We start from the raw sequence: 20,850 nt of genomic DNA, 5'->3' as shown, positions 1-20,850 counted from the left end.
TACTCGGTATGCATACTCAGTATCCATGTCGATCAAGCACGGTCTGCTCGCGTTGCTCCGAGCCGAACCGAAGTACGGATATCAGCTGCGCGGCGAGTTCGAGACGGCCACCGGCTCGACCTGGCCGCTGAACATCGGGCAGGTCTACACGACTCTGACCCGGCTCGAGCGGGACGGGTTCGTCCAGCCGGTCGTCGCCGAGGCAGGTCAGGACGACGGCGACGGGCGCTCGCGGTACGCGATCACCGAGGCCGGCCGGGCCGAGCTCGCCGGCTGGTTCACGACACCGGTGACCCGGGAGTCGCGGCCGCGGGACGAGCTGGCGATCAAGCTGGCGCTGGCGCTGGCCGTCCCAGGGGTCGACGTACCCGCCGTGGTGCAGATGCAGCGGACCTCGACCATGCGGTCGATGCAGGAGCTGACCCGGTTGAAGCGCAACAGCCGCGACGGCGACATCTCCTGGTTGCTGGTGCTGGAGTCGATGATCTTCTCCGCCGAGGCGGAGATCCGCTGGCTGGACCACTGCGAGGCGATGCTGTCCCGCGCCCGCCGTACCGCGAGCACGGACAGCACTTCCGGTACGGCGACGCCGGCCGAGCAGCCCGATCGGACCCACCAGGCGGAGGCCAAGCGATGAGCAGCATTCTGGACATCCGCACTCTCAGCCGGGTGCACGGATCCGGCGAGCAGGCCGTGCACGCGTTGCGCGACGTCGACCTGGCCGTCGCGGCCGGTGAACTGGTCGCCGTGATGGGCCCGTCGGGCTCCGGCAAGTCCACGCTGCTCACCTGTGCGGGCGGTCTCGACCGGCCGACCTCCGGCCAGATCCTGATCGACGGGAACGACCTCGCCACCTTGGGCAACAACGCTGTCGCCGCACTGCGCCGGCGCCGGATCGGCTACGTCTTTCAGGACTTCAACCTGATCCCCGCGCTGACCGCGGCCGAAAACGTGATGCTGCCGCTCGAGCTGGACGGCACCCGGGCCAGGACCGCCCGCAAGTTCGCCGAGGCCGCGCTGACGGAGGTGGCGATCGCGGAGCTGGCCGACCGGTTTCCCGACGAGATGTCCGGTGGGCAGCGGCAACGCGTCGCGATCGCGCGGGCGATCGTCGGCGAACGGCGGCTGCTGCTCGCCGACGAGCCGACCGGCGCCCTCGACTCCGAGACCGGAGAAGCAGTCCTTCAGCTCCTGCGCGACCGGTGCGACCAGCACGGGATCGCCGGCGTCCTCGTCACCCACGACGCCCGACACGCCTCCTGGGCCGATCGCGTCGTCTACCTGCGCGATGGTCGCCTGGTAGGCCAGTCAGGTCCGCTGCCCGAGGCCGACGTCCTGCTGGAAGCTCACTGATGGGCGGCTGGGGACCGCCTCTGCGGATCGCGGTCCGCACGGCGCGCCGCGCCAAGGGGAGAACGCTGCTGGTCGCCGCGCTGATCGGCGTACCGGTGCTGGCCGCGTCCTGGATCGGGTTGACCAACATCGCCGGGAGCCCGACCGGGGAGACCCTCGCGGAAACGACGATCGGTACGTCGGACGCCCAGCTGATGGTGTCGCCGTACGCGAAGTACGGGCCGCAGGAGCAGGAACCGCAGCTGAACGGGGGCGAGCCCGCGCCGCCGCCAGGAGTCGTGGCGTCGCGCGACGCCGCCAAGGTCGACCCGCTGGCGTACCTGCCCCCTGGCAGTACGGCGGCGCGTTCTCTGTACGAGATGGGCTCGGCCGAATTGCGCGGACCGGAGACGAACACGTCGGTCCGGCTGCTGACAGGCGACGGACAGAGCAAGCTGCTGGACGGAACCTTCAAGCTGGACGGTGGCCGGATGCCGGGCAAGCCCAACGAGGTCGCCGTGTCGCCGGAACTCGCGAAGTTCCTTGCCCTGCTGGACGGCAAGCAACTGAAGCCCGGCGCCGCCATCCGGACCGCGGACGACCAGGAGCTCGTGGTCGTCGGACTTGCCCGCACGCTGTACGACCCGGACAGCAGAGCACTGTTCACCACGCCGGACAACCGGCTGGTCGATGCCGACTCCGATGCCAGGTACTACTACCTGGTCGACCTGCCCGCCACGGCGGACCCGGACGCGGTCAGCAAGGCCCTGCTCGGCAACGGCATGTATTTGGTGCCTAGGGCAAACATCATCGACCCGCCGCCGTCCCTGTACGGCGGGACCGGCGACGCCGGCGCGGTCGCGGTGATGGCGCTGGTGATCGGGTTCGGCATCCTCGAGATCGTCCTGCTCGCCGGTACGGCGTTCGCCGTCGGCGCGCGCCGTCAGACGCGCGAGCTCGGACTCGTCACCGCGACCGGCGGCAGGCCTCGCGACGTCCGCCGGATCGTGCTGCTGCAGGGGCTCTTCGCGGGAATCCTCGGCGCCGGCGGCGGCCTGGTGATCGCCCTGCTACTGATGGTCGTCGGCAGGCCGCTGTGGGAGAAGATGCTCAACGCCGTCATCGTCGGCTTCCAGGTTCCGTGGACGACCCTGCTGGTGATCGCGCTGCTCGGCCTGCTCGCCGGGATCGCGGCGGCCGTCGTACCGGCGATCAGCGCCGGCCGGCAGATGCCGATGGCAGCGCTGGCGGGACGGTTCACCGTGACCGCCGCGGTGGTCCGGATCCGCCGGCCCGCCTTGGCGATGGTGGTCGCCGGGGTCGTGCTGACCGTCGTCGGGAGCGGCTGGATGGCCGGCGTGCTCGAGGCGGCGAAGAAGATGGCCACCGAGGGATCGGGCCGGGCGACCGTCACGCCGACCGGGCCGATCGCGCTGGTGCTGCTCGGGATCACCGCCACGATCATCGGGCTGGTCTGGATGCTGCCGGGACTGGTGGCCAAGACGGCCGGGATCGCCAGGATCTTCCCGTTGAGCGGACGGCTCGCGCTGCGCGACGCGGCCCGGCACCGCCACCGCACCGGCCCGGCGACCGCGGCGATCATGATGGCCGTCGCGGCCACGGCGGCGATCGCGTTCGCCGCGGCCAACAGCATCGCCGCGGACGCGGTCGACTACCGGCCGGAGAGCCTGTCCGGCGACGGGATCGTCAACTTCGGCGACGAGGTTCCGTACTCCGCCTCCACCGTCGAGAAGGTGGCCGAACTGATCCCGGCCAAGGCGACGTACGAGCTCGGAGCGGTGGCTCTGCGCGGGCAGCAGTCGAACGGCGGCTACACACCGGGCCTGATGGCGATGGGTCCGGCCGGTCTGCAGGGAATGTCGGGCTACCCCGTACTCGTCGTCGATCCGGACTACATCGCGCGATTCCCGGAGTACGGGCCGAAGGCGGCCGCCGCGCTGCGGGAGGGCAAGGTCGTCGTACCGGATCGGGGGGCGCTGAACGGCTCGATGGCCCGACTGACCCCGGAGAGCGACTACGAGGGCAAGCTGGCCAAAACCTTTCCGGGCGCGGTGGTGAGTTCACCGCCGGACGTCGGCCGGCTGCGCTTCGCGTCGTTCGTCAGTCCCGAGACCGCGAGCAAGCTGGGCACCGTCCAGGTCTTCCAGGCCCAGTACGTCCTCGAGCGGGAGCCGACCGACGACGAGTTCGCCGCCGTGGCCAGAGTGCTCGGCCACGACGACCTGCTCACGATCGAGAAGGGGTACCAGAGCCCGGCGCGGCTCTGGCTGCTCGGGCTGATCGGCGCGGCCACGGTCGTCACCTTGCTGGGGGTCGCGATCTCGGTCTCGCTCTCAGCGGCCGAAGGACGGGCCGACCTGGCCACTCTGGCCGCGGTCGGTGCGCCACCGCGACGACGGCGCAACCTGGCCGCGGCGCAGGCGTGGGTGCTAGGACAGCTGGGATGTCTGCTGGGCGTGGGGGTCGGTGCTCTGTACGGCTACACGGCGCACGCGGCCTTCGGGTCGCCGAGCTTCGTGATCCCGTGGCAGGAGATCGGTGCCATCGTGATCGTGGTGCCGTTGTTCGCCGGATCGCTGGCCTGGTTGATGACCCGGTCCCGGCTGCCGATGGTCCGCCGGGTCGATTAGTTGCCGCGCGCCCCTACTTGGCCCGGGTCCGGGCCAGGTCGGGGTGCGCGACCGGGTGCAGCGGCGTACTGGTGACGCGCCACTGGCCGCAGGCGCAGCTCTGGTAGGTCAGCAGTCCTTCACTGACCGGGTGTGACGACGCCACCCGCCAGCGGTGCCGGTGAAGTTCTTGTCTGGTGGTCATGGATCCATCGTGCTGTAATGGCATTATGCATCTCAACCCTTACGGCGCCGATGCCGTGCTGCTGGCGGTGAACCTGGTCACGAACCCGCCCTTGACACCGGCCGAGCTGGCGGCGCGGTGCGTCGAGAGCGGCATCGACGAGAGTCACGTCCGCGACGGACAGGTCACCGCGGAGGACGTCGCCACCGTCCGGATCGTGCTGGACGAGTGGCTGGCGGTCGTCGACGCGTCGGACGAGCAGAAGCGCGTCGATCTCGTGAACGAGATGCTCGCCAAGTACACCGAGCACCCGCGGCTGACCAACCACGCCGGCGACGGCTGGCACATGCACTACCGGCCGTTCCGCGTGCCGGTCTGGCGGCTGGTCGCGACGTTGATCAGCACCGGGACGGCGCTGCATCTGGTGGGGCGGGGGATCTCCCGGCTCGGGCGGTGCGCGATGGACGGGTGCGAGAAGGTGTACGCCGATCTGTCGCGGGGCGGGAAGCAGCGGTACTGCAGTCCGGCCTGCTCCAACCGCGACGCCGTACGCCGGCATCGCGCGCGGACTGCTTGAGGAGGAGAAGCGAGGGTCGCGGAGGGAGACGAGGGCCCGGACCCCGCGGCGCGACCGAGCCCGATGGTGCTCACCCACAGACCGCGCGCCGCGGTGCTTCTAGGATGGGGAGATGAGCGAGGAGAGCAACGAGGGCCAGGAAGTCCCGATGGCGGGGGCGCGGACCGAGGACGGCAAGATCCTGATCGTCGGGCCGGACGGGATGGCCGTCGAGGGGCCGCCGCGTGACGAGGACGACGACGTGAGCGACGGGCCACGCTCGGTGACCGAGCTGGTCGAGCAGCCGGCCAAGGTGATGCGGGTCGGGAACATGATCCGTCAGCTGCTCGAAGAGGTGAAGGCGGCTCCGCTCGACGAGGCGTCGCGCCAGCGGCTGAAGGCGATCCACGAGGCCTCGATCAAGGAGCTGGAGAGCGGCCTGGCGCCGGAGCTGGTCGAGGAGCTCGAGCGGCTGAGCCTCGACTTCACCGACGACAGCACGCCGACCGAGGCCGAGCTGCGGATCGCGCAGGCCCAGCTGGTCGGCTGGCTGGAGGGCCTGTTCCACGGCATCCAGACGGCGCTGTTCGCCCAGCAGATGGCGGCCCGTCAGCAGCTCGAGCAGATGCGCCGCGCCCTGCCGGGCGGCCAGCAGCTCCCCGAGGGCGGCCCGTTCCCCGGCGGCCCCCAGGCCAACGGCAACACCGACGGCCCGGGCAGCGGGGGCATGTATCTGTAGTTGCTAGAGATCGAACAGCGCAGCGAGGACGGTGGCGACACCGTCCTCGTCGTTCGTTCCGCAGACGTGGTCGACGACCGCGAGCACCTCGGGATGCGCGTTGCCCACGCCGTACGACGTACCGGCCCAGGTCAGCATCGGCAGATCGTTCAGCGAGTCCCCGAAGGCGATCGTCTCGGCCGCCGAAATGCCTTGTTCCGCAGCGAAATCGGCCAGCATCGCGGCCTTCGAGACACCGCTCGCGGCGATCTCCACCAGCCCGGTCCCGCCGCTGTGGCTGGCCGCCACCCGCTCGCCCACGATCGGCGCGACGCGCGCCAGCAGCTCGTCGGAGTGCAGACTGCGGTGCCGGACCAGGAGTTTCGCCGCCGGCTCGGCGAGCAGTTCGTCGATGGCGGCGATCAACGTGTCGTCCGGCTTGGGCCAGCGGTTCAGGTAGTGCGGTTCCTGTCCGTAGCGGTCCGGTCGCTCGATCGCGAACTCGACCTCCGGTACGGCGGCGCGGATCGCCTGCGCGACCTCCAGCGCGACGGCCGGGTCGATCAGCCGGGTCCGGATCGCCTTGCGCGCGGCGACGTCGTACAGAATGGCGCCGTTGGCAACGATCGCGACACCGTGCGCGCCGACCAGGTCGGACAGGTCGTGCAGCCAGCGCGGCGGCCGCGCGGTGACCATCACGAAGACGGCGCCGGCCTCCTGGATCGCGCGCACGGTCGCTTGGGTGAACGGGGAGACGGTGGAGTCACTGTGGACCAGCGTGCCGTCCAGATCGGTGGCCACCAGGCGGGGTGTTCTGCGCATCGACACCTACCTACCGTAACGGTCTTCGGGCAGACCTTTTGACCCGTTCGGACAGACTCCTTTACTCCCTCCGACAGTCATCGCGCAACCATCTGGAGATCGTTTTCCATGCAATCTGATTGACCGTTGAACAACGTCACCAGACCGTTACGGCAGGATGCTGCAAAGGCAGCAAGTTCCCCTGCGCTGCAGGGTTTGTGCATGATTTCATGCGGTGGCTGGCGGGGAACCAGGGGCGGTTCGCACGCGTCGTACGCCTTGTTCCGGATCATCCACATCCGGTCCGACCCACGCCGGGAAGAACGTCGAGGAACTGGTGCGGAATTGGGTGCAACCAAATCCGGATCGGTGACGTCAACAGTTATGGATCGGTGCGCCTAGCGCCGGACCAACAGGGGTGGGTCGGCAACGAGCGTCGGTCCATCAGCTAGTGGACTCGGGTGTTCGAACAGGCTTCATCGTTCGTTCACCGGAGTCCTGGAACTTGGGGAGCCACGATGACTGTCAACACCGCCAACCCACCCGGGGCCAGGTCCGCCCGTGCGGCTGTCGACACATCTTCCATCATGGAAGGGGCCATGACCGGCTGTATCGCACGATCCGACATTTTCCAGCACCGCCTGATGGAGGAGCCGCCGCCCGCGTCGGCGACCCGCCGGACCAGGGAGCGGTACGAGCAGCTGGTCCGGGAAGCCAAAGCGGTCTGCGCTTCCTGCCCGCTGTTCACCGACTGCCTGTTCAGCGCGGTGGCCGAGCACGACGTCAGCGGCTTCGTCGCCGGAACCACTGCTGTACAACGTCGTTCAATGCGCAACCTGTTGGACGTCGAGGTCCAGGCCGACGACTTCGACCAGCTCGCCGGGGCCCGCGGGACCCGCCGGCCGGTCAGCCACGAAGAGGTCCTGCGCCTGCGGACCCAGTACCCCAACGACAGCCTCGAGTCGCTCGCGATGCGCCTCGGATGCTCGCTGTCGACCGTGAAACGCCACCTGCGCAGGGCTCGCCGTGGTCAGAGCCCGGCCGCCAAGGCACCGCGGGCCCGTCCGGAGGTCAGCGCCGTCCTGGACGCGTTCGACGCCGTGGTGGACCAGCCCTGCCCCGCACCGCGCACCGGCACCACCCGCGTCGCCTGACCGATACTCGGCCCGCCAGCGGACTATCGGTCGAACAGCAAAGGCCCGGAACCCTGGAGCAGCAGGGATTCCGGGCCTCTTTGTTGCCTTGATGAACTATTCGGCGGAGACGCAAAGGATTGACCTCGTCGCCCGGTGAGGTTTCAAGTACCAGCCGGTGATGGGTGGCCGGTACTTGAGACGTGATCGCGTGAGAGCCGGCTGTGTCAGAACCAGCGGTTCAGTACGGCGGCCACGCCGTCGTCCTGCACCGACTTGGTCACCTCGTCGGCCGCGGCCTTGACCTCGTCCGGCGCCGCACCCATCGCGACCCCGAGCCCGGCGTACGTCAGCATCTCGATGTCGTTGCGTCCGTCACCGATCGCGACCAGCCCGGAGGCGTCCAGACCGAGCTGCGTCAGCGCGACCTTCAGGCCGGTGCTCTTGTCGACGCCCTCCGGCGCGATGTCCAGCCACGCGGTCCAGCCGACGAAGTAGCTGACCCCGTGCAGACCGAGCTGCTCGGCCAGCTCGACGAAGTCCGCCTCCGAGGCGTCCGGGTCGCGGATGATCAACCGGGTCACCGGCTCCGGCGCCAGCTCGGCGTCGGTGACCACGCGGATCGCGTCGCCGCCGAGGTCGCCGTCCGGGAACGGCGCGGTCACCCGGTACCCGCCGTCGTGCTCCTCGACCGCCATCCGCGCGTTCGGCGCGTGCTCGCGGACCGAGGTGATCACGGTCGCCGGATCGAAGGTGCGCTCGTCGACGATCTCGCCGTCCGGGTAGCTGAGGGTGCGCGCACCGTTGCTCACGACAACGAATCCGGCCTTCAGTCCGAGCCGTCGCGCGACCGGGACCGTCGACTGCCAGGACCGGCCGGTGGCCAGGATGATCGGCACTTGCGCCGACGCCCGCGCGACGGCGTCGACCACGGCGGCGGAGATCCGCTCGTCGTGGTCGACCAGGGTGCCGTCGATGTCGAGCGCGATCGCCCGCGGCCGCCAGCCGGCGGTCGCCGTCATCCGCGGACCGGTTCGAGGACCTCGCGGCCGCCGACGTACGGACGCAGCGCCGTCGGGACCCGGACCGAGCCGTCGGGCAGCTGGTGCGTCTCCAGGATGGCGACGATCCACCGGGTGGTGGCCAGCGTGCCGTTCAGCGTCGCGACGTGGCGGGTCTTGCCGTCGGCGTCGCGGTGCCGGATGTTCAGCCGGCGGGCCTGGTAGTCGGTCGTGTTCGACGTGGAGGTGAGCTCGCGGTAGGCGCCCTGGGTCGGCACCCACGCCTCGCAGTCGAACTTCCGGTACGCCGAGGCGCCCAGGTCGCCGGTCGCCGTGTCGATCACCCGGTAGGCCAGTTCCATCTTGTCGAGCATCTCCTTCTCCCAGCCCAGCAGCCGCTGGTGCTCCGCCTCGGCGTCCTCGAGGCTGCAGTAGGAGAACATCTCGACCTTGTCGAACTGGTGGACGCGGATGATCCCGCGGGTGTCCTTCCCGTACGAGCCGGCTTCGCGCCGGTAGCAGGACGACCACCCGGCGTACCGCATCGGGCCGGCGGACAGGTCGACGATCTCGTCCATGTGGTACCCGGCCAGCGCTACCTCCGACGTACCGACCAGGTAGAGCTCCGGCTCGTCCAGGCGGTAGACGTCGTCGTGGGCGTTCAGGTACCCGGTGCCGTCCATCACCTCGGGCTTGACCAGCGTCGGCGTGATCATCGGGGTGAAGCCGTACTCCACCGCCTGGTTGATCGCGAGCTGGAGCATGCCGAGCTGGAGCTGGGCGGCAACGCCCTTGAGGAAGTAGAAGCGGGCACCGGAAACCTTCGCGCCGCGCTCCATGTCGATCGCGCCGAGCAGCTCACCGAGCTCGAGGTGGTCGCGCGGCTCGAAGCCCTCGGCGGCGAAGTCACGTGGCTTGCCGATCTCCTCGATCACCACGAAGTCCGCCTCGCCACCGACCGGGGCCTGGTCGGAGACCAGGTTCGGCAGGGCACGGGACAGGACGTCGAAGCGCTTCTCGGCCTCGTTCGCGGTCGCCTCGTGGGCCTTCACCTCGGCGGCCAGCGCCTTGGTGCGCTCCAGCAGCGCGGTCCGCTCGTCGCCCTTGGCCTGCGCGACCTGCTTGCCGAGGCCCTTCTGCTCCGCCCGCAGCGACTCGAAGGCCGCGATCGACGATCGACGCTCGGAGTCGGCCACCAGGATCTCGTCGACCTGGGCCGGACTCTCGCCGCGCTTGGTCAGCGCGTCACGGACGACATCGGGGTTCTCACGGAGCACTTTGGCATCGATCACACGGACAGGTTATCGGGGTGTGTCGGGGGCGCGGAATTTTATTCGGGATGATGAGCTTGCACCAGCCGGACGGTCAGGTTTCTTCGAGGGGGTTTCAGGGCGGCGATGAACCACCATCCACCCAGTCATCTCGGCCGTGCGGTCACGGTCGTGCTGGGTGCATTGCCGTTCGCCGTGGTCACGCTGCTGGTCTTCGGCGGCTGGCCGCCACTGCGCCGATGGGACGACTCCATCGCCGCGCGCGTCGCGTCGTACGGCGCCTCCCGGCCGAGCTGGGTCGACCTGTGGCAGGTGATGGGCGCTGTGGTCCTGCCGTGGACCATGCGCGGTGTGCTGCTCGGGGTCGCGATCTACCTGTGGCACCGCCGGGCCCGCCTGCTGACGGTCTGGCTGATCGTCTCGGCCGGCGCCGAGCTGGGTCTGGTCCAGGCCGTCGCGCACATCTTCGACCGGGCCCGGCCGGCCGGGACGCTGGTCGAGGTCGACGGCTGGTCGTACGTCTCGTCGCACGCGACGGCCGCCTTCGTGATGGCCGGCGCGCTCGGCGTCGTGCTGCCGTCGGTCCGCGGCTGGCGACGCCGGTTCCGGACCCTCGTGCTGCTGCCGACGATCGCGGTCGTCCTGCTCGCCTCGGCGGACCGGATCTTCCTGAACGTGCACTACGTGTCCGACGTGCTGGGCGGCTGGGCGCTCGGGCTGGCGATCCTGACCGCGACGTCGATCGGGTTCGGGCTGCGGCCGGGCCTGCGCCGGCGGCGGCGCCGCACTCCGTCCGACGAAGCCCGTACGACGCCGCCGCGCGCGGCGGTGATCGTCAATCCGATCAAGGTCGGGGACGGCGTCGCGTTCCGCCGGAAGGTGTCCCGCGCGCTCGCCGTCCGCGGCTTCGACGACCCGCTGTGGCTGGAGACCCGCGAGGACGACGCCGGCAACGCGATGGCCAAGCGCGCGATCGAGAACGAGTCCGACCTGGTCCTCGTGGCCGGCGGCGACGGGACGGTCCGTGTCGTCACCGCCGCGCTCGCCAACACGGCGATCCCGGTCGGGGTCATTCCGGCCGGCACGGGGAACCTGCTGGCCCGAAACCTGCACATCCCGCTCGACCTGGACGACGCGCTGGAGCGCATCCTGGACGGCCGGGAGCGGCGGATCGACCTGGTCAAGGTGCACGGCGACGGGCTCGACACCGACCACTTCGCGGTGATGGCCGGGCTCGGCCTGGACGCCGCGATCATCACCGGGGCGCCGCCGATCCTGAAGGCGCAGATCGGCTGGACGGCGTACCTGGTGTCGGCGGCCAAGAACATCAACCACCCGTCGGTGAAGGTCCGGATCGCGGTCGACGACGACGAGCCGATCGAGCGCCGGGTCCGGACCGTCGTGATCGGCAACGTCGGGATGCTGCAGGCGAACATCCCGCTGCTGCCGGACGCGCGCCCGGACGACGGGCTGATCGACGTCGTGGTGATCGCGCCGCGGCGGGTGACGCAGTGGCCGCTGGTGTTCTGGCGGGTGATGACCCGGACCAAGCGGACCGAGATGTACCTCGAGCGCTTCACCGCGCGGAAGGTCGAGGTCACCGCCGCGGTCGACGTCCAGCGCCAGCTCGACGGCGACGGGATCGGCCCGGGGCGGTTCCTGTCGGCCGAGGTCGAGCCGGGCGCGCTCGTCGTACGGGTGCCCAAGCGGCGCTGAGGCCGGTGTCAGGCCTGCTCGGGCGTGGCGGGGGCGGCGGCCTGCTTGCGGAGGGTTTCGAGGGCTTCCTCTTCCTCCGGGGACAGCTTGGCCTCGCTCTCGAACGCGCTGATCTCCTTGGCGTACGAGCGGGCGTCGTTGCGGCTGTTGATCGACGTCAGGACGACGCCGTCGCCGTTGTCGTCGAGCAGGGCCACCGACCAGGACATCCGGCCGCCCATGTCGCCGAAGGCGTCGTACCGGACGATCGCCAGGTGCTGGAGCGAGAGCTTCAGGGCGGCCTGGGTCTTGTCCAGCTGCGCGCCAAGGGTGTGCAGCTGCGCGCCGACCGTGCCCGGCTTGGGCTCCGGCCGCGGGGCGAGCTCGGTCTTCGGCGGAGTCACGGGCGGCACGTCCTTGGCCGCGGCGGTCTGCCCCCGCAACGCCTGTACGGCGAACACGAGAGCGAGCACCGCTACGAAGAGTGCGGCGATCGCGAAACCGGCGGCTAACGTCGAAGACACGTGCCGCAGCCTAACGGTTGTGTGGTTTGTCAGGTGCTCTGCGTGTCCGTGAGCGGGCCCGAGCGGCCGTTGGGTGGGCTCGAATCGGCAGAAGCGGCAGGGGCGACGTAGATTCGCGGGGTGACCCATCTGCCTGACCCTGGACCTTTGCCCGGCGTGCACGACCTCGGGTACGCCCGCCTCGACACCGACCGCCTGGAGCGCACCGGCGACCCGGAAGTGGTCTACGGCGCCGGCAAGACGCCCGTTCAGATCGTGGAACTGCTGCGCACGCTGCACGCGACCCATGGCGGTCGTGCCGCGCTCGCGACCCGGCTGTCGCCGGAGGCGCAGGAGCTGGTCGCGGCCGAGCTGCCGGAGGCTGTCGTCGACCCGGTCGGCCGTACGGCGGTGCTCGGGACCGTGCCGGAGCCGAGTGGGACTGTGGCTGTGGTGTCGGCCGGTACGTCGGACGCGCCGGTCGCCGCGGAGGCCGCGACGACGGCTCGGGTGTTCGGGGCTGGGGTTGAGCTGATCACCGACGTGGGTGTTGCTGGGCTGCATCGTGTGCTGGGGGTGCGTGAGCGGCTGGCCGCGGCGGACTGCCTGATCGTGGTCGCCGGGATGGAAGGCGCGCTGCCGAGTGTGGTCGGCGGGCTGACGGGGGTGCCGCTGGTCGCCGTACCGACGTCTGTTGGGTACGGCGCTTCGTTCGGCGGGGTGGCGGCGCTGCTCGGGATGCTGAACTCGTGTGCGCCCGGGGTGACCGTGGTGAACATCGACAACGGCTTCGGAGCCGGCGTGTTCGCGGCGCGGGTCGCCCGGCGCGCGGCCCCGGCGGAGGTGAAGGAGCAGTGAGAGTCGCCTGGATCGACTGCTCAGCCGGCGCGTCCGGCGACATGCTCCTCGGGGCGTTCCTGGACGCGGGCGCGGACGTCGCGCTCGTCAACGCCGCTGTTGCGGCGGTCGACCGGTCGCTGTCGGTGCGCGTGGAGAAGACGCTCAGACACCAGATCGCGGCCACCAAGGCGTCGGTGTACGTGAACGAGGAGCCGCACCCGGAGAACGACCCGAACGCGGCGTACGCGGAACCGGCGGCTGACACCGGACATGGTCATGGACACGGACATGACCATGAAACTGCAGGGCACGGGCACTCGCACGAGGGGGCTACCCGGTCCTGGGCTGAGGTTCGGCGGGTGATCGAGGGGGCTGGGCTCGACTCCGCGGTGCAGGAGCGGGCGCTGGACACCTTTGCTCGGTTGGCTCGGGCTGAAGGGTCTGCCCATGGGGTCGATCCGGATGATGTGCACTTCCACGAGGTGGGTGCGCTGGATGCGATCGCCGACATCGTCGGAGTGGCGGCGGCTTCGATCTCGCTGGAGCTGGATCGGATCGTGGTGTCGACGGTCGCGCTCGGTGGTGGGCGGCAGGTGCGTGGGCAGCACGGCGGGATTCCGATTCCGGGGCCGGCGGTGCTGCATCTCCTGCGGGAGGCCGAGGCGCCGGTGGTCGGCGGCACCGCGCCGTACGAGATGACGACGCCGACCGGTGCCGCGCTGCTCGCGACGCTGGCCGACGAGTTCGGGCTGATGCCGCCGATCCGGATCCTGCAGACCGGTGTCGGTGCGGGCGGACGGGACCCGGTCGAGGTGCCGAACATCGTGCGCGTGGTGATCGGTGAGGCGACCGCGCAGCCGTCGACCGAGCTCGTCTACGAGACGAACGTCGACGACCTCGACCCGCGGATCTGGCCGCAGGTGCTCGCGCGCCTGCTGCAGGCCGGGGCGGCCGACGCGTGGCTGACCCCGATCCTGATGAAGAAGGGCCGGCCGGCGCACACGCTCTCGGTGCTCACCAGCAGCGCGAACGCCGAGGTGGTCCGCTCGGTGATCCTGACCGAGACGTCCGCGATCGGGCTGCGCGAGTTCCCGATCCGCAAGCACGCGGCGGACCGCGAGTTCGCCAGCGTCGAGGTGAGCGGCCAGCGGATCCACGTCAAGATCGCCCGGTACGGCGGCCAGGTGGTCAACGTGCAGCCGGAGTACGAGGACGTGGTCGCCGCGGCCACCGCCCTCGACAAGCCGGTCAAGTCGGTCCTGGCTCAGGCGATCGCTGCCGGCCACGACCTCTGGGGCTGAGTCAGCGCCCCGAGTACGGCGGGGCGAAGAACACCAGCAACGCCAGGTCCTCGGTGACGTCGGTGAAGCGGTGCGGCTCCTCCGCCGCCACGAACAGCACGTCACCGGGGCCGACCGGCTCCGTCCCGCCGGGCGTCACGATCGACGCCCGGCCCGCGGTCACCACGTAGATCTCGTCCTCGTGGTGCGGCGCCTGGTCGTCGACGCCGCCGGCCGGGATCGAGTACGTGCCGACCGACAGCGACTCGGTCCGCAGGTGCTCGGCGAAATGGTTCGGCTCCGCGGTCTGGTACTGCCCCGCCCCCACAAGCTTCTGCATCCGGCAGAGACTACTGGGACGCCGCCTTCTCCGGCGCGGTTTTCGCCTTGCGCTTCGGCCAGTCGTACGGCCACCACTGCGCCCCACCACGCCGGGCCCACAGGATCAGCATCACCAGTACGGCGAGCTCGACCGCCGGCGTGATGGTGTCGCGCAGCCGGGCGCTGAACCACTCCAGCGACTCCGACAGCGACGCCGCGACCTGGCGCGCGTTCGGATCCCGGCCGGGGACGTACGCGATCGCGAGCATCGTCGTCCGGATCACCATCAGCTTGTCGACCTTCGACGCCGCGACCGCGGCCAAAGCGGTCCAGGCGATCACGTCGTACCAAGGCAGCGTGTACATCGCCGTCAGCAGCCAGGCGACCGCGTAGATCGCCGTGTACCGGATGGCGGCCGGGGTCGGGTCGTCCGGGTGCGTCTGCGGGATCAGCGACTTCGGGAACACCTGCGACAGCAGGATCGCGACGAAGATCAGGCCGACCCAGGCGACGATCCCGATGACGGTCCGGACGAGCGCCCCGGGCAGGAACAGGTCGAACAGGCTGAAGATCACCTTGTGCGGCGTACCGGTCGAGATGAACGACGTCTGCGAGCGCGCCTGCTGGAAGGCCTGCAGGCCGACCACGGCGTACAGGCCGGCCATCGCGACGCCGCCGCCGAGACAGAACATCAGCGCGCGCCGGCGGTCCGCCCGCAGCGCCCAGAGCATCGCGACGCCGACCAGGCCGATCGACAGTTTGGTGCAGCCCGCGACGCCGAGCATCAACCCCGCCGCGAACACGTGCCGGCGGAACAGCACCAGCGCGAGCACCGCGAACATCACCGCGATCGCGTCGTTGTGCGCGCCGGCCAGGACCGTCCACAGCAGCAGCGGGTTGGCCAGGGCGAGCATCGCGACGCGGCGGCGGTTCACCAGGTCGGGGCCGACCAGCTTGAGCAGCAGCAGGCCCGAGACGACCAGGCTGACCGCGACCGTCAGCTGCAGCATCCAGACGGTCAGCTGCATCGAGTCGCCGCCGACCCAGGACGAGAACCACTGGATCCAGGTCGCGATCGGCCCGTACACGCTGCGCGCGCCCTGCCAGGGCCGCTCGGTCGCGGCGATCACCGGGTCGTAGCCGAGGCGGATCGTGTCCGCGGGGGCGGTCGTGTACGGGTTGCCGCCGAGCGACATGATCCGGCCGTACGCCGCGTAGATCAGCACGTCGCCCGAGGCCATCGGCGGGACCAGCGTGATGGCGGCCGTCGTGCCGATGCCTAGGGCAACCAATCGCTGGACGCGCGGGGCCCAGCCGTGCTTGAGGGCGCGGGTCGCCAGGTAGACGCCGTACCCGCCGAGCAGGATGGCGACGTAGATCATCACCGTGACGAGCCAGTCGTTCGGCTTGCTGTCGAACCAGTACGACGGGAGCCAGGCGTGGCGGTTGGTCAGCGTGAGGACGACGACGGAGGGGCCGAGCAGTCCGGCGGCGACGATCAACGCCGTCGAGGTCAGGTAGAGACCAACGGCACGACGCCCGTCGCGGTTCGCGCGGGCGGTTTGCTGGTCGGTACTTGAAGCTACTTCACCGGCGTTGGTCTCTTCGGCGCTCATCACGACGACTTCCGCGCGGGCAGGGCGCTGCGGGCCGCGAGCGCTCGGCGTACGTGGAGGAACTGGCGGCCGCGGTGCAGCTGGCCTCTCCAGTCGGTGCCGGTGGCTCGGTGGCGGACCTCGATCGGGACCTCGGCGATGCGGAACCCCTTGCGCCCGAGGTCGATGCTCAGCGCGACCTCGACGCCGAACCCGCTCGCCAGCGGAAGGGCCGCGTCGAAGGCCGCGCGCGTCAGGCAGCGCTGACCGGACAGCGGCTGCTCCGCCGTCCAGCCGGTCGCCTGCTGGATCCCGTCCCGCGCCAGCCGGACGACGAACCCGCGCCCGCCGGCCTTGCTGCCGTCGGCGCGGACCTGCGCCGGAAGCGTCCCGATCGTCATGTCGGCCTGGCCGTCCTGCACCGGCGCGATCAGCGGCTCGGCGCCGGTCGCGGTATCGGTCAGGTCGGCGTCCAGGAACAGCAGGTGCCGCGCGCGAGCCCCGTCGCGCCGCGCGGCCTCCGCGGCACCGGTCTCCATCGCCGCGGCCTTGCCCTGGTTCCGCTCGTGCCGGACGACGACCGCGCCGGCCCGCTCGGCCTCCTCGGCGGTCGTGTCGGTGGACCCGTCGTCGACCACGACGACCAGGTCGACACCGACGAGCTTGCGGACGGCGTCCACGGTGGCCGCGATCCGCGCGGACTCGTCCTTCGCCGGAATCACGCAGGCAACACCACGCTGCGGCTCGACCGACGGCTGATCATTCCCGGACACAGCACCGCAGCCTAATTGCTCCGGAGCCGATCATCCGCCTCCGCACCCGCCGCCTGTGGACATCTCGTTCTTTCGAAGGATCGGCTCCGGTTGGCTTTCCCGTACATATTGTCGGACAATCAGACAGATTCGATCGTTCGTACGGCGGGCACCGGTCTGCCGTAGCGTGGACAGGGACTCCGACGAGAGGGACAGGCATGACTGAGGCGTACGGCGTCGACAGCGAGGTCGGCCCGCTCCGGACGGTGATGCTGCACCGGCCGGGCAAAGAGCTGCGCCGGCTGACCCCGCGCAACAACGACAAGCTGCTCTTCGACGGCATCCCCTGGGTCGGCCGCGCGCAGGACGAGCACGACGCGTTCGCCCAGGCTCTGCGCGATCGGGACGTCGAGGTGCTCTACCTGGGCACACTTCTGACCGAGGCACTGGCCGACCCCGAGGCGCGGGCGACCGCGGTCGCGGGCGCGATCGAGGACCTCCGGCTGGGCGACACCCTGCGCGACTACCTGCGGACCGCGCTGACCGCGCTCGACCCCGCGGAGCTCGCCGAGGCGCTGATGGCCGGCGTACGCAACGACGAGGTCCGGGCCGGTGGACTGGTCACGTCGCTGCTGGCGCACGAGGACTTCCTGATCGATCCCCTGCCGAACCTGCTCTTCACCCGCGACTCCAGCGTCTGGATCCGGGACTCGGTCGCGGTCACGTCGCTGGCGATGCCCGCGCGGGTCCGCGAGAGCCAGCTGACTGCGCTGATCTATCGCTTCCACCCGCGGTTCGCCGGTGCCGACAAGGTGTACGACCACCAGCTCGAGCACGTCGAGGGCGGCGACGTACTGGCCCTCGGTCCCGGCGTACTGGCTGTCGGGGTCGGCGAGCGGACGACGCCCGCCGGTGTCGAGCGGCTCGCGCAGCGGGTGTTCGCGAAGGACCTCGCGCACACCGTGCTCGCCGTACCGATCGCCCAGCAGCGCGCGACGATGCACCTGGACACGGTCTGCACGATGGTCGACGTCGACACCGTGCTGATCTACCCGAACATGGCCGAGGAGATGCGCGCGCTCGCGGTCACCGCGGACGGCGACCAGCTGCACGTCGCCGAGCCCGAGCCGTTCCTGGTCGCCGCGGCCAAGGCGCTCGGCATCGACACCCTGCGGCGGATCGACACCGGCCTCGACCCGGTCACCGCCGAGCGCGAGCAGTGGGACGACGGCAACAACACCCTCGCGCTGGCCCCGCGGGTCTGCATCGCCTACGAGCGGACCGTGGAGACCAACGCGCGGCTCGAGGAGTCCGGGATCGAGGTGATCCGGATCTCCGGTTCCGAGCTCGGCTCCGGCCGCGGCGGCCCGCGCTGCATGTCGTGCCCGGTGCTCAGGGCCCCGATTGCTGGTTGAGAGCACAAGTAAGCCTGACGACACGCGGAGTGAAATCGGGGGTTGTCGAGCAGGCAACTTGTGAGTACTCTTCATGCCTAGGCCCAGGCCCTGTTGCTCCCCCGTCAGCAGGACTTGGGCCGTCCACGTTCGTGAGACGAATTCAGTCGTCACGAGGTCGTACGACGAAGGGCCCGCACCTCACCGGTGCGGGCCCTTCGCTGTGCGTGGTGTCAGCGGATGGTGAGCTGACGGCTGGCCAGGCCGGCCTTGGCCGCGCGCTCCTCGGTGCTGAGCGGCGTACCGGTCTTCAGTGCCTTGTCCAGCGCGGTCTGGAAGTCCGCGGCCGGCTTCTCCAGGTCGGCGGCCTCGGTGTCGGCCGGCAGCTCCCAGACCGGGGCGAGCACGCCCAGCGCCCGGAAGGACCCGATCAGGCGGCTGCCGTCGATCAGCGTCGACGAACCGGCCGCGTGCAGCCGGGCCAGCGCGTTCAGCAGGTCGTCCTCGCTGTGCGGCATCACCCAGCGCAGGTACCGGCGGTCGCCGATCTGCGTCCAGTATGCCGCCTCGACCGTCTCCAGCCGGACCGTCGGGGCCGCGGCCGCGTTGGCCCGCTCCAGCCCCGCGGCGACCTCGCCGGTCGGGTCCTCGACGTTCTCGCCGACCCAGAAGTCGAAGCCCTCGTGCACCTTGGCGACGATCGGCTCCTTGGTGTCGATCAGGTCCTGCAGCCGCGGGCCGTCCTTGAGCAGGTCGCCGAGCTGGATCGGGTTGCCCGGCTCGGTCGCCAGCGCCGCGGTGATCGCGTGCGCGACGTCGCGGCTCGGGTCACCGGTCGAGGCGTGCGTCTGCAGACCGATCCAGATCGTCTCGTCGTCGCGGACCAGGCCCGGCATCGCCATCGGCAGCAGGGTGACCAGGTTGACCTTCTGGCCCTGGTGCTCACCGGTCAGCGTCACCTCCGCGACCCCGGCCGGGACGATCTCCCGGAAGGCGATCAGGTCGCACTCGGCCGGCAGGCCCTCGAACGGCCGGACCACGAACGCGTCGGCGGCCTGCGCCCGGTCCTTGCCGTGGCACTGCTTGAACCGCTTGCCCGAACCGCACGGGCAGGGCTCCCGCGGGCCGACGTCGGCGAGGTCGGCCGGGTCGAGTTCGACGGTCCGTTTGCCGGTCACAGCGTTCTTGGCGCGGTTGCGCGACTTCTTTCCCATGGGCGCAGTCTTGCAGGATCTGATCGGAGGGGGTTAGTCAGCGAGGGTCAGAGCGGTACGACGGCGTGCACCGTGCGGTACTTGTCGCCGGAGCGGACACCCCAGTCCGAGCTGAGCATGTCGACGATCGCCAGCCCGCGGCCGCCGATCGACTCGGGGTGGGCCTCGACGATCCGCTGCGGCTCGGTCTCGCCGCGGCCGTCGGTGACCTCCAGGTGCACGCCGGCCTTGTCGATCCACCAGGCCGCGCGGACGTCGCCGGTCGGCAGCGCGGGCGCGTACCGGATGGCGTTGGACAGCAGTTCCGACAGCACCAGCTGGGCATCGTCACAGGTGGTTTCGGCGACCCGGGCCCGCGTCAGGTAGTCGTGAAGGCGACGGCGGGCAGCCGCCACCGCAGATACTTCGTGCGGCAGGACGACGTCCACGACGCTCACGTCGGCGGGCAAAGTCGCAGAGGACAAGCAGGGTCTCCTCGGTGTCGGTACAGCACTTCCACATCTGCCCACGAACAAGGGCTTGAAAACACCGGAAGGAGTTCCGTTACACAGCGACGACGAAGATCACAGCGTTTGCCGGGAAACCGTGACAAAAGCGACAGAATTGAACGTGCAAATCACGCAACGCATTCGCGTGATTACCCATCCGGAGAAGAACTGAGAAGTAACTCACAATGCTCGAACGAGCGTTCAGCTCGCCTGGTCGATCGACCTGGTCAGCGCCGCCGGACCAGCCGGCGCCGGGTCCTCGACGGCGGCGCCGGCGGCTGGTCCGGATGCTCGGCCAGAGTGGCGATCGCGAGCTCCGGCCGGTCACTGATGATCGCGTCGACGCCGAGCGCGTGGCAGTGCCGGACGTCCTCGGGGGTGTTCACCGTCCACACGTGCACCTGGTGGCCGTGCTTGTGCGCGCGGTCGACGTACTCGGGATGCGCGGTGACCAGCTCCAGGCTCGGTCCGGCGTACGAGACACCCGTCGGCAGGGAGCCGTCGCGGAAACGCAGCGGGATCCGGTCCATCAGCAGAACCGTCCGTACGCCGGGCGCCATCGTCCGCATCCGCCGCAGCGACAGCCAGGAGAACGACATCACCCGGGCCGGCGACTCGGTCCCGACCTTCGGGTGCGCCCAGCCGTACCGGTCGAGCGCCTCGATCAGCCGTCGCTCCACCAGCCCGGCGTACCGGGTCGGGTGCTTGGTCTCGATCGCCAGCTCGATCGGGCGGCCCGCGTCGCGGACGGTCGCCAGCAGCGTGTCCAGCGTGAGCACCTTGGTCAGGTCCGGACTCGGCAGCTCGGCCTCGTCGTCGAGGTCGGCCCACGGGTTCTTCCACGACCCCCAGTCGAACCCGTCCAGCTCCTCCAGGCTCATCGTGGACAGCACGCCGCGGCCGTTCGAGGTGCGGTCGATCCGCCGGTCGTGCACACAGACCAGGTGACCGTCGGAGGTGAGCCGGACGTCGCACTCGAGCCCGTCCGCCCCCGCCGTGACCGCACGCTGGTACGCCGCCAGCGTGTGTTCGGGACTGACCTCACTCGCGCCGCGATGAGCAACAACGCTCGGGCGTTTCGCCATGGCACAACTCTGGCACGCGGCTTCGGGCGGGTGTTAGTCAGCCACGCCGCGCTGCGG

The 20,850-nt window shown here is 70.3% G+C and carries 21 protein-coding genes; 10 read left to right on the top strand and 11 right to left on the bottom strand.

The annotated features are described in order from the left end of the window. Positions 1-25 precede the first annotated feature (25 nt). From HDA39_RS30835 to HDA39_RS30825, 3 genes are read left to right on the top strand one after another with little or no spacing between them, the layout of a single operon-like run. Entirely contained in the window at positions 26-637 is a 612-nt protein-coding gene (locus HDA39_RS30835) for a PadR family transcriptional regulator (protein WP_184801162.1), read from the top strand. Continuing rightward, on the top strand, positions 634-1,353 hold the full coding sequence (locus HDA39_RS30830; RefSeq protein WP_184801160.1) for an ABC transporter ATP-binding protein: 720 nt from the start codon (positions 634-636) through the stop codon (positions 1,351-1,353). Before HDA39_RS30835 ends, HDA39_RS30830 begins: the two co-directional genes overlap by 4 nt. Next, positions 1,353-3,983 carry an FtsX-like permease family protein gene (locus tag HDA39_RS30825; RefSeq protein WP_184801158.1) on the top strand — a complete coding sequence of 877 codons (2,631 nt, stop codon included), beginning with the start codon at positions 1,353-1,355 and terminating at the stop codon, positions 3,981-3,983. The genes HDA39_RS30830 and HDA39_RS30825 overlap by 1 nt, the downstream gene beginning before the upstream one ends. 13 nt (positions 3,984-3,996) lie before the next feature. On the opposite strand, the gene HDA39_RS30820 is transcribed toward HDA39_RS30825, so the two are convergent. Continuing rightward, the gene (locus tag HDA39_RS30820) at positions 3,997-4,167 is read right to left on the bottom strand and encodes a hypothetical protein (RefSeq protein ID WP_184801156.1); all 171 of its coding nucleotides are present in this window, start codon (positions 4,165-4,167) and stop codon (positions 3,997-3,999) included. 25 nt (positions 4,168-4,192) lie between these two features. On the opposite strand from HDA39_RS30820, the gene HDA39_RS30815 reads away from it, so the two are divergent. Next, positions 4,193-4,723 carry a CGNR zinc finger domain-containing protein gene (locus tag HDA39_RS30815; RefSeq protein ID WP_184801154.1) on the top strand — a complete coding sequence of 177 codons (531 nt, stop codon included), beginning with the start codon at positions 4,193-4,195 and terminating at the stop codon, positions 4,721-4,723. Between the two features lie 112 nt (positions 4,724-4,835). Beyond that, a complete protein-coding gene (locus HDA39_RS30810; protein WP_184801152.1) occupies positions 4,836-5,441 on the top strand; it encodes a proteasome activator in 606 nt (201 codons plus the stop codon). A gap of 3 nt (positions 5,442-5,444) precedes the next feature. Here HDA39_RS30810 and HDA39_RS30805 read toward each other — a convergent pair whose 3' ends face one another. Continuing rightward, a complete protein-coding gene (locus HDA39_RS30805) occupies positions 5,445-6,242 on the bottom strand; it encodes an HAD family hydrolase (protein WP_184801150.1) in 798 nt (265 codons plus the stop codon). Between the two features lie 578 nt (positions 6,243-6,820). Here HDA39_RS30805 and HDA39_RS30800 point away from each other — a divergent pair. Next, positions 6,821-7,375 carry a WhiB family transcriptional regulator gene (locus HDA39_RS30800; protein WP_238356183.1) on the top strand — a complete coding sequence of 185 codons (555 nt, stop codon included), beginning with the start codon at positions 6,821-6,823 and terminating at the stop codon, positions 7,373-7,375. 206 nt (positions 7,376-7,581) lie between these two features. Here HDA39_RS30800 and HDA39_RS30795 read toward each other — a convergent pair whose 3' ends face one another. After that, positions 7,582-8,376, bottom strand: a complete 795-nt coding sequence (locus tag HDA39_RS30795) for an HAD family hydrolase (protein WP_184801145.1) — start codon at positions 8,374-8,376, stop codon at positions 7,582-7,584. Beyond that, a complete protein-coding gene (serS, locus tag HDA39_RS30790) occupies positions 8,373-9,647 on the bottom strand; it encodes a serine--tRNA ligase (protein ID WP_184801143.1) in 1,275 nt (424 codons plus the stop codon). Before serS ends, HDA39_RS30795 begins: the two co-directional genes overlap by 4 nt. Positions 9,648-9,752: 105 nt before the next feature. Between serS and HDA39_RS30785 the strand changes: the two genes are divergently transcribed. Then, on the top strand, positions 9,753-11,342 hold the full coding sequence (locus HDA39_RS30785) for a bifunctional phosphatase PAP2/diacylglycerol kinase family protein (RefSeq protein ID WP_184801141.1): 1,590 nt from the start codon (positions 9,753-9,755) through the stop codon (positions 11,340-11,342). Positions 11,343-11,350: 8 nt separating this feature from the next. Here the strand turns inward: HDA39_RS30785 and HDA39_RS30780 are convergent, their stop codons facing one another. Continuing rightward, positions 11,351-11,845, bottom strand: a complete 495-nt coding sequence (locus HDA39_RS30780; protein WP_337925960.1) for a DUF4446 family protein — start codon at positions 11,843-11,845, stop codon at positions 11,351-11,353. 120 nt (positions 11,846-11,965) lie between these two features. Here HDA39_RS30780 and larB point away from each other — a divergent pair, with 120 nt between their 5' ends. Together larB and larC are read left to right on the top strand one after the other, a co-directional pair. After that, positions 11,966-12,682 (top strand): nickel pincer cofactor biosynthesis protein LarB, encoded by a 717-nt coding sequence (gene larB / locus HDA39_RS30775; RefSeq protein WP_184801137.1) that lies wholly within the window; start codon positions 11,966-11,968, stop codon positions 12,680-12,682. Further along, on the top strand, positions 12,679-13,965 hold the full coding sequence (gene larC / locus HDA39_RS30770) for a nickel pincer cofactor biosynthesis protein LarC (protein ID WP_184801135.1): 1,287 nt from the start codon (positions 12,679-12,681) through the stop codon (positions 13,963-13,965). The genes larB and larC overlap by 4 nt, the downstream gene beginning before the upstream one ends. A 1-nt stretch (position 13,966) precedes the next feature. Here larC and HDA39_RS30765 read toward each other — a convergent pair whose 3' ends face one another. From HDA39_RS30765 to HDA39_RS30755, 3 genes are read right to left on the bottom strand one after another with little or no spacing between them, the layout of a single operon-like run. Continuing rightward, entirely contained in the window at positions 13,967-14,284 is a 318-nt protein-coding gene (locus tag HDA39_RS30765; protein ID WP_184801133.1) for a cupin domain-containing protein, read from the bottom strand. Positions 14,285-14,294: 10 nt separating this feature from the next. Further along, on the bottom strand, positions 14,295-15,881 hold the full coding sequence (locus HDA39_RS30760) for an MptA/MptB family glycosyltransferase (protein ID WP_184801131.1): 1,587 nt from the start codon (positions 15,879-15,881) through the stop codon (positions 14,295-14,297). Next, on the bottom strand, positions 15,881-16,633 hold the full coding sequence (locus HDA39_RS30755) for a glycosyltransferase (RefSeq protein WP_184801130.1): 753 nt from the start codon (positions 16,631-16,633) through the stop codon (positions 15,881-15,883). The genes HDA39_RS30760 and HDA39_RS30755 overlap by 1 nt, the downstream gene beginning before the upstream one ends. Positions 16,634-16,830: 197 nt before the next feature. On the opposite strand from HDA39_RS30755, the gene HDA39_RS30750 reads away from it, so the two are divergent. Further along, positions 16,831-18,027 (top strand): arginine deiminase, encoded by a 1,197-nt coding sequence (locus HDA39_RS30750; protein WP_184801128.1) that lies wholly within the window; start codon positions 16,831-16,833, stop codon positions 18,025-18,027. Positions 18,028-18,239: 212 nt separating this feature from the next. On the opposite strand, the gene HDA39_RS30745 is transcribed toward HDA39_RS30750, so the two are convergent. The 3 genes from HDA39_RS30745 to HDA39_RS30735 all read right to left on the bottom strand — a co-directional run bounded on the left by HDA39_RS30745 (position 18,240) and on the right by HDA39_RS30735 (position 20,793). After that, positions 18,240-19,220 (bottom strand): DUF5926 family protein, encoded by a 981-nt coding sequence (locus HDA39_RS30745; protein ID WP_184801126.1) that lies wholly within the window; start codon positions 19,218-19,220, stop codon positions 18,240-18,242. 47 nt (positions 19,221-19,267) lie between these two features. Further along, entirely contained in the window at positions 19,268-19,684 is a 417-nt protein-coding gene (locus HDA39_RS30740) for an ATP-binding protein (RefSeq protein WP_184801124.1), read from the bottom strand. A gap of 251 nt (positions 19,685-19,935) precedes the next feature. Then, entirely contained in the window at positions 19,936-20,793 is an 858-nt protein-coding gene (locus HDA39_RS30735) for a glycerophosphodiester phosphodiesterase (protein WP_184801122.1), read from the bottom strand. Between the last annotated feature and the right edge of the window lie 57 nt (positions 20,794-20,850).

It is taken from the genome of Kribbella italica (genome assembly GCF_014205135.1).
Classification (GTDB): domain Bacteria; phylum Actinomycetota; class Actinomycetes; order Propionibacteriales; family Kribbellaceae; genus Kribbella; species Kribbella italica.
This window is presented reverse-complemented; position numbering and strand designations above follow the sequence as displayed.

Bases quoted from the DNA above. Each gene is read 5' to 3' on its own strand.
- HDA39_RS30835 (WP_184801162.1), top strand. From the start codon at position 26: ATGTCGATCAAGCACGGTCTGCTCGCGTTGCTCCGAGCCGAACCGAAG.
- HDA39_RS30830 (WP_184801160.1), top strand. From the start codon at position 634: ATGAGCAGCATTCTGGACATCCGCACTCTCAGCCGGGTGCACGGATCC.
- HDA39_RS30825 (WP_184801158.1), top strand. From the start codon at position 1,353: ATGGGCGGCTGGGGACCGCCTCTGCGGATCGCGGTCCGCACGGCGCGC.
- HDA39_RS30820 (WP_184801156.1), bottom strand. From the start codon at position 4,167: ATGACCACCAGACAAGAACTTCACCGGCACCGCTGGCGGGTGGCGTCG.
- HDA39_RS30815 (WP_184801154.1), top strand. From the start codon at position 4,193: ATGCATCTCAACCCTTACGGCGCCGATGCCGTGCTGCTGGCGGTGAAC.
- HDA39_RS30810 (WP_184801152.1), top strand. From the start codon at position 4,836: ATGAGCGAGGAGAGCAACGAGGGCCAGGAAGTCCCGATGGCGGGGGCG.
- HDA39_RS30805 (WP_184801150.1), bottom strand. From the start codon at position 6,242: ATGCGCAGAACACCCCGCCTGGTGGCCACCGATCTGGACGGCACGCTG.
- HDA39_RS30800 (WP_238356183.1), top strand. From the start codon at position 6,821: ATGACCGGCTGTATCGCACGATCCGACATTTTCCAGCACCGCCTGATG.
- HDA39_RS30795 (WP_184801145.1), bottom strand. From the start codon at position 8,376: ATGACGGCGACCGCCGGCTGGCGGCCGCGGGCGATCGCGCTCGACATC.
- HDA39_RS30785 (WP_184801141.1), top strand. From the start codon at position 9,753: ATGAACCACCATCCACCCAGTCATCTCGGCCGTGCGGTCACGGTCGTG.
- HDA39_RS30765 (WP_184801133.1), bottom strand. From the start codon at position 14,284: ATGCAGAAGCTTGTGGGGGCGGGGCAGTACCAGACCGCGGAGCCGAAC.
- HDA39_RS30760 (WP_184801131.1), bottom strand. From the start codon at position 15,881: ATGAGCGCCGAAGAGACCAACGCCGGTGAAGTAGCTTCAAGTACCGAC.
- HDA39_RS30750 (WP_184801128.1), top strand. From the start codon at position 16,831: ATGACTGAGGCGTACGGCGTCGACAGCGAGGTCGGCCCGCTCCGGACG.
- HDA39_RS30745 (WP_184801126.1), bottom strand. From the start codon at position 19,220: ATGGGAAAGAAGTCGCGCAACCGCGCCAAGAACGCTGTGACCGGCAAA.
- HDA39_RS30735 (WP_184801122.1), bottom strand. From the start codon at position 20,793: ATGGCGAAACGCCCGAGCGTTGTTGCTCATCGCGGCGCGAGTGAGGTC.